Genomic DNA, 6,539 nt, shown 5'->3' with positions numbered 1-6,539 from the left:
CGACTGCGCAGCCCGCACCAGACCCCACACCGCAGCACCCGCAAGATCAGACGGCCCAACCCCGTCCACACCCACCGCACCACACGTACGCACCACCAGACGCGACCCAGCAGCCCCCTCATCACTCAAGAACTCCCGCACCGCCCCCAACACCCCACACACCGTCTCCTCAACCCCACCACCACCGGAAACCGGCAACACCACCACATCACCCTCGACCCGCTCACCCACCGAAACCGGAGCCGGAACCCACTCCACCCCGAACAACGGACTGCCGACACCCCCCGCAACCGCCGCCAACCGCCCCTCGGACACCGGCCGCAACACCAACCCATCCACCCGCGCCACCGGCACACCCGCACCATCAGCAACACTCACGGACACCGCACCCGAACCCGCCGGAGCCAGCCGCACCCGCAACACCGACGCACCCCGCGCCACCAACGACACACCCGACCACGAGAACGGCAGACTGCTCCCTTCAGAGCCGCCCAACCCACTCACACCCACCACATGCAACGCCGCGTCGAACAGCGCCGGATGCAGCCCGAACGCACCCGCCTCCGCCAACACCTCACCCTCAAGACCGACCTCGGCGAACACCTCGTCCCCACGCCGCCAAGCAGCCCTCAACCCCCGGAACGACGACCCGTACTCGATTCCTGCGGCCGAGTACTCCTCGTACAGATTCGACACATCCACAGGCTCCGCCTCCGCGGGCGGCCACGCCTCCGGCATCGCCTGGGCGACCCGCGGCTCCTCGCTCGTCAGTTCACCCACCGCGTGGCGCGCCCATACCGCGCCGACGTCGCCGTCCTCGGCGCGCGAGTGCACGCTCACTGCGCGGCGGCCCGCCCCGTCCGCTGCCCCGACCACCACCTGCACCTGCACTCCGCCCCGCTCCGGCACCGCCAACGGCGCCTGCAGGGACAGCGTGTCGACGCGCGGGCAGCCGATTTGCTCACCGGCGCGCAGCGCCAGTTCCACGAACGCCGTTCCCGGCAGCAGGACCGTACCGTGCACCGCGTGGTCGGCCAGCCAGGGGTGGGTGTGGAGGGAGAGCCTGCCGGTCAGGATCAGCCCGTCGTCGGCCCCTGCCGGGTCGCCCGCCCGGTCCGCCACGGTCACGAGTGCGCCGAGCATCGGGTGGTCCGCCGCACCGAGGCCCAGTTGGGCGGCCGCGTCCCTGCCCTGCGCGGGGCCCGCGGCCGCCTTGGGCCAGTAGCGCTCGCGCTGGAAGGCGTACGTGGGGAGTTCCACCTGCCGTGCTCCGGAGAACAGGCCGGTCTCCCGCCACGGGGTGCCGATGCCGCGAACCTGAAGATGTGCCAGCGAGGCCAGCAGCCGCTCTGCGCCGCCGTCACGCCTGCGCAGCGTACCGAGAGCAGCTCCGGGCACGCCCTCGGCCTCCAGCGTCTGCTCGACGGCCATCGACATCACCGGATGGGCGCTGACCTCGACGAACAGTTCCAGCTGGTCCTCCAGGAGGGCCCGGGTCACCTCGTGGAAGCGCACCGGCCTGCGGGTGTTCTCGTACCAGTAGGCGGCGTCGAGCGGCTCGTCCGCGCGGACCGGGCGTCCGGTGACCGTCGAGTACATGGGAATGCGGGGCGCGGCCGGGTGCACGAATCCCAGGACCTCTTCGAGTTCTTCCTTGAGGTCCTCCACCAGCGCGCAGTGCGTCGGCACCGTGCCCGCCACACCGCGGGCACGCAGGCCGCGGGCCTCACACGCGGCCATCAGTTCGGCCAGTGACGCGTCGTCGCCCGCCACCGTCGTCAGCCTCGGGCCGTTGACTCCCGCCGAGGTGAGCCGCCCCGTCAGGCCCTTCAGCAGGTCCTCGACCTCGTCGGCCGGTGCCGCCACGGAGACCAGCGCGCCACGCCCCACCAGGCGCCTGGCCAGAACCTCGCTGCGCACGGCGATCAGACGGGCCGCGTCCTCCAGGGTCAGCGCGCCGGCCACGCACGCGGCGGCGATCTCTCCCTGGCTCGATCCCACGACCGCGTCGGGCTCCACACCGTACGAGCGCCACACCGCGGCCAGGGACACCATGACCGCCCACAGCGCGGGCTGGACCACCTCAAGCCGCGCGAGGGCGGCCTCGTCGCTCAGGACCTCACGCAGCGACCAGTCCACGTGCGGGGCGAGCGCCGCCTCGCACGCCGCCATCGACTCCGCGAACACCGGGGACTCGGCCATCAGCTGTACGCCCATGCCAACCCACTGGGCGCCCTGTCCCGGGAACACGAACACCAGACCGCGCCGCGGGCTCTCCGTACCGACCACCACGTCGGACGCCTGCGCGCCCTGTGCGAGGGCCGCGAGGCCCGACAGCAGTTCCTCGCGTCCGGTGCCCACGACCACGGCCCGGTGCGGCAGTGCCGAGCGCGTCGCGGCCAGCGACCATCCCACGTCCACCGGCGACAGTTCGTCCCGCTCGCCGACGTACGACAGCAGCCGGGCCGCCTGTCCGCGCAGCGCGGCGGCCGACTTGGCCGACACCAGCCACGGGACCACGCCGTCCGCCGGTCCGGCCGACTCGGTCACGTCCGTCTCGGTGGGGGCCTCCAGGACTACGTGGGCGTTGGTGCCGCTGATACCGAAGGACGACACGCCCGCCCGTCGGGGGCGGGGCAGTGCAGGCCAGGGGCGGGGCTCCGTGAGGAGTTCGACCCCACCCGCGGACCAGTTCACTTCATGGGTCGGCTCGTCCACGTGCAGGGTGCGCGGCAGCACACCCTCGCGCAGCGCCATCACCATCTTGATCACGCCCGCCACACCGGCGGCCGACTGGGTGTGGCCGATGTTGGACTTCACCGAACCGAGCAGCAGGGGGCGTTCGGCGGGACGGTCCTGCCCGTACGTCGCGATCAGGGCCTGCGCCTCGATGGGGTCGCCGAGACGGGTGCCGGTGCCGTGCGCCTCCACCGCGTCGATGTCCGCCGCCGACAGGCCGGCGTTCGCCAACGCCGCTCGAATGACGCGCTGCTGGGAGGGACCGTTCGGGGCCGAGAGGCCGTTGGACGCGCCGTCCTGGTTCACCGCGGAGCCCCGCATGACGGCCAGGACGCGGTGCCCGTTGCGCCGGGCGTCCGAGAGCCGCTCCAGGACCACCACGCCCACACCCTCGGCGAATCCGGTGCCGTCGGCCGCCGCCGCGAACGCCTTGCAGCGACCGTCCGTCGACAGCGCCTGCTGCCTGCTGAACTCACTGAACATGCCCGGCGTGGACATCACCGTCGCGCCGCCGGCCAGCGTCATCGAGGCCTCGCCCGAGTGCAGGGCCTGGGCGGCCAGGTGCATCGCCACGAGCGAGGAGGAGCACGCCGTGTCCACCGTCACAGCGGGGCCTTCGAACCCCAGGGTGTAGGCCACGCGGCCGGAGATGACGCTGGACGCGTTCCCGGTTCCCGCGTAGCCCTCGACGTCCGCCCCCGTCTGTGCCAGGAGCATGCCGTAGTCCTGGCCGCCCGCGCCGAAGAACACCCCGGCGCGGCTGCCCTTCAGCGTGTCCGCGTCGATGCCCGCGTGCTCCAGCGCCTCCCAGGAGGTCTCCAGGAGCAGCCGCTGCTGCGGGTCCATGGCCAGCGCCTCACGCGGGCTGATCTCGAAGAAGGCCGGGTCGAACTCGCCCACGCCGTCCAGGAATCCGCCCTCGCGGACGTACGAGGTGTAGCTCTGTGAGAGCTCCGCGTCGTACAGCGACTCCAGGTCCCAGCCACGGTCCGCGGGGAACTCCCGGATCGCGTCGCCGTCCGCCGCGAGCAACCGCCACAGGTCTTCGGGGGACTCGATCCCGCCGGGGAAGCGGCAGCTCATGCCGACGACCGCGATGGGGTCGTCGACCGCGGCCGTGGCAGTCGCCCTGGTCTCGGCCGTCGCAAGGGCCCGGGAGTCGGTGTTCCCGTCGGCCCCCGTGCCGGCGCCCATGAGTTCGCCGAGGAGGTGATCGGTCAGGGCGAGGGCGCTGGGGTGGTCGAAGACGAGGGTGGCCGGGAGGGTCAGACCGGTCGCCTTCGCCAGGGAGTTGCGCAGATCCACGGCGGTGACGGAGTCGAAGCCCAGGGTCTTGAACGCCTTCTTCTCCCCGACGGCGTCCGCCGTCGAGTGCCCGAGGACCGCGGCGGCGTGCTCACGCACCAGTGCGAGGATCCGGGTCGACTGCTCCGCGCGCGACAGCCCGGCCAGGCGCCGCGTCAGCGCGGAGGGCGCGTCCGCGCGCTCCGTGTCCCGGTCGGCGTCCCGCAGCAGTTCCCGCACTTCCGGCAGGTCCGACAGGAGCGGGCTCGGCCGGGTCGCCGTGTACGCCGTGTGGTATCGGTCCCAGCGGATGTCCGCCACCGCGCTGTAGCTTTCCCGGTGGTCCAGGGCCCGGCCGAGCGCGAGCACGGCCAGCCGCGGGTCCATCTCCGGTACGCCGTGTCTGCGCGCCATGTCGCCGATGCCGCCCTCGGCCATCCCGCCCTGGTCCCACGGCCCCCAGGCCACCGACAGCGCGGGGAGTCCCTGGGCACGCCGGTACTGCGCGAACGCGTCCAGGAAGGCGTTGCCCGGCGCGTAGTTACCCTGGCCCGAGGCACCGAGCGTGCCCGCGAGCGAGGAGAACAGGACGAAGGCCGACAGGTCGAGCCCCGCCGTCTCCTCGTGCAGGTACCACGTCGCGTCGTGCTTGACCCGCAGCACCCGGGCCACCTGCGCGGGCGTCAGCGAGGCGATGAGCGCGTCGTCGAGGACGGCCGCGGTGTGGAAGAGGGCGCCGACCGGCTCGTCCCGGCCCGCGTCCGCGAGCATGGCCCGCACGGATTCGCGCTCGCCCAGGTCGTGGGCGAGCACCCGTACCCGGGCCCCGGACACGGTGAGTTCCTCGACCAGCTCGGCCGCGCCCGGCGCCGCCGCACCGCTACGGGAGACCAGCGCCACCGAGGTCGCGCCCCGCTCCACCGCCCAGCGGGCCACGTGCGCCCCGAGCGCCCCGGTGCCTCCGGTGATCACCACGGTGCCGGTCGGGGTCCAGCAGTGTGCGCGGTCCGCCGACGGGGCGTGCATGAGCCGCCGTGCCAGTACTCGGGTTCCGCGGACCGCGACCTGGTCCTCGCCCCGGACCTCCGGGGAATCCGGCCCCGGGCCTGCCAGCACTCCGGCCACCCGGCGCCAGCAGGCCGGGTCGCGCTCGGCGGGCAGGTCGACCAGACCGCCCCAGCGGCGCGGGTGTTCGAGTGCGGTGATCTGGCCGAGCCCCCACACCGTCGCCGCTCCCGGCGCACTCACCGCGTCGTCGGCACCGGTCGAGACCGCGCCCCGCGTTGTGCACCACAGCGGTGCTTCCAGTCCGGCGTCGCCGAGCGCCTGCACCAGGTTGAGGGTGCGCTGCGCGGCTCGGGAGCCGAAGGCAAGCTGCTCGGGCGCCGACTCCAGTACTGGCACCTCCACGGGATCCGGTGCGAAGTTCGCCGACAGGAGGGAGACCACGCCTTGTACGCCGCCGTCCACTGCGGCCGCAAACTTGCCGAGCTTGTCAGCTAGTTCAGCCCTTCCAGTGTTGTCCCGCACGGCAATCCGCACGGGGGCCGCTCCTGCGGCCTCCAGCGCGGCAGCAAGCCCGGCCGCGTCGTCGGACGCACCACGGGGGCCTTCGGCGCTTTCGATTCCTTCGGTCCCTGGGGTGCTTACGGGTCCTTGGGCGCCCTCGGGCTCGACTACGAGCCAAGTGCCGGAGAGCCGTGCCCCGAGCCGCTCCGGCACGGGCATCCAGCCGATGCCGTAGCGCCAGGAGTCCACCACCGAGTCGTCGGACCTGCGCCGCCGCCAGGCCGCCATCGCCGGCAGCAGGGTCTCCAGCGACGCCTGGCCGTCGACGTCCAACTCCGCCGCCAGACCGGCGGTGTCGCCGCGCTCGACGACCTCCCAGAACGTGCTGTCGACCGCGACTCCGGCCGACGGTGCCGCATCGACACCTGCCCCCGGCCGCGCGGACGGGTCCGACCAGAACCGCTCGTGCTGGAACGCGTACGTCGGTAGCTCCACCCTCGCCACCGCGGCCTCCCCCGGCTTCCGCGCCTCCGTCGTCGCCGGGGTGGACCGCGGGGTCCAGTCGACGTCGACACCGCCGACGAACGCCTCACCCGCCGACAGCAGGAACCGCCCGAGCCCTCCCTGGTCGCGGCGGAGCGTGCCCACCACGACGGCGTCCCCGCCCAGCCCGTCGGCGACGGCGGCGGTCAGCACCGGGTGCGGGCTGATTTCGATCACGGCGTGCGTGCCGTCTTCGGCCGCGGCAGCGACCGCCTCGGCGAACCGGACGGTCCGGCGCAGGTTGCGGTACCAGTACGCGGCGTCCATCTCCAACGTGTCCAGTAGCTCGCCGGTGACGGTCGAGTACAGCGGCACGTCCCCACGCCTGGCCTCCACCTTCCCCAGCGCACCGAGCAACTCGGCCTCCACGGCCTCTACTTCAGCACTGTGAGAGGCGTAGTCCACCGCGACCCGGCGCGCCCGAACACCCAGCCGCTCACACACCACCTGCAACTCGTCCAGAG

1 protein-coding gene is annotated in these 6,539 nt (G+C 73.1%); it reads right to left on the bottom strand.

All coding sequences use genetic code 11. The features are described from left to right. The coding region (locus tag ABEA26_RS34345) for an SDR family NAD(P)-dependent oxidoreductase (protein ID WP_345597770.1) at positions 1–6,539 on the bottom strand (6,539 nt) is incomplete at both ends.

It is taken from the genome of Streptomyces marokkonensis, assembly GCF_039539045.1.
GTDB lineage: Bacteria > Actinomycetota > Actinomycetes > Streptomycetales > Streptomycetaceae > Streptomyces > Streptomyces marokkonensis.
Note: the sequence above shows the minus strand (reverse complement) of the source record. Positions and strands in the feature narration are given on the sequence as shown.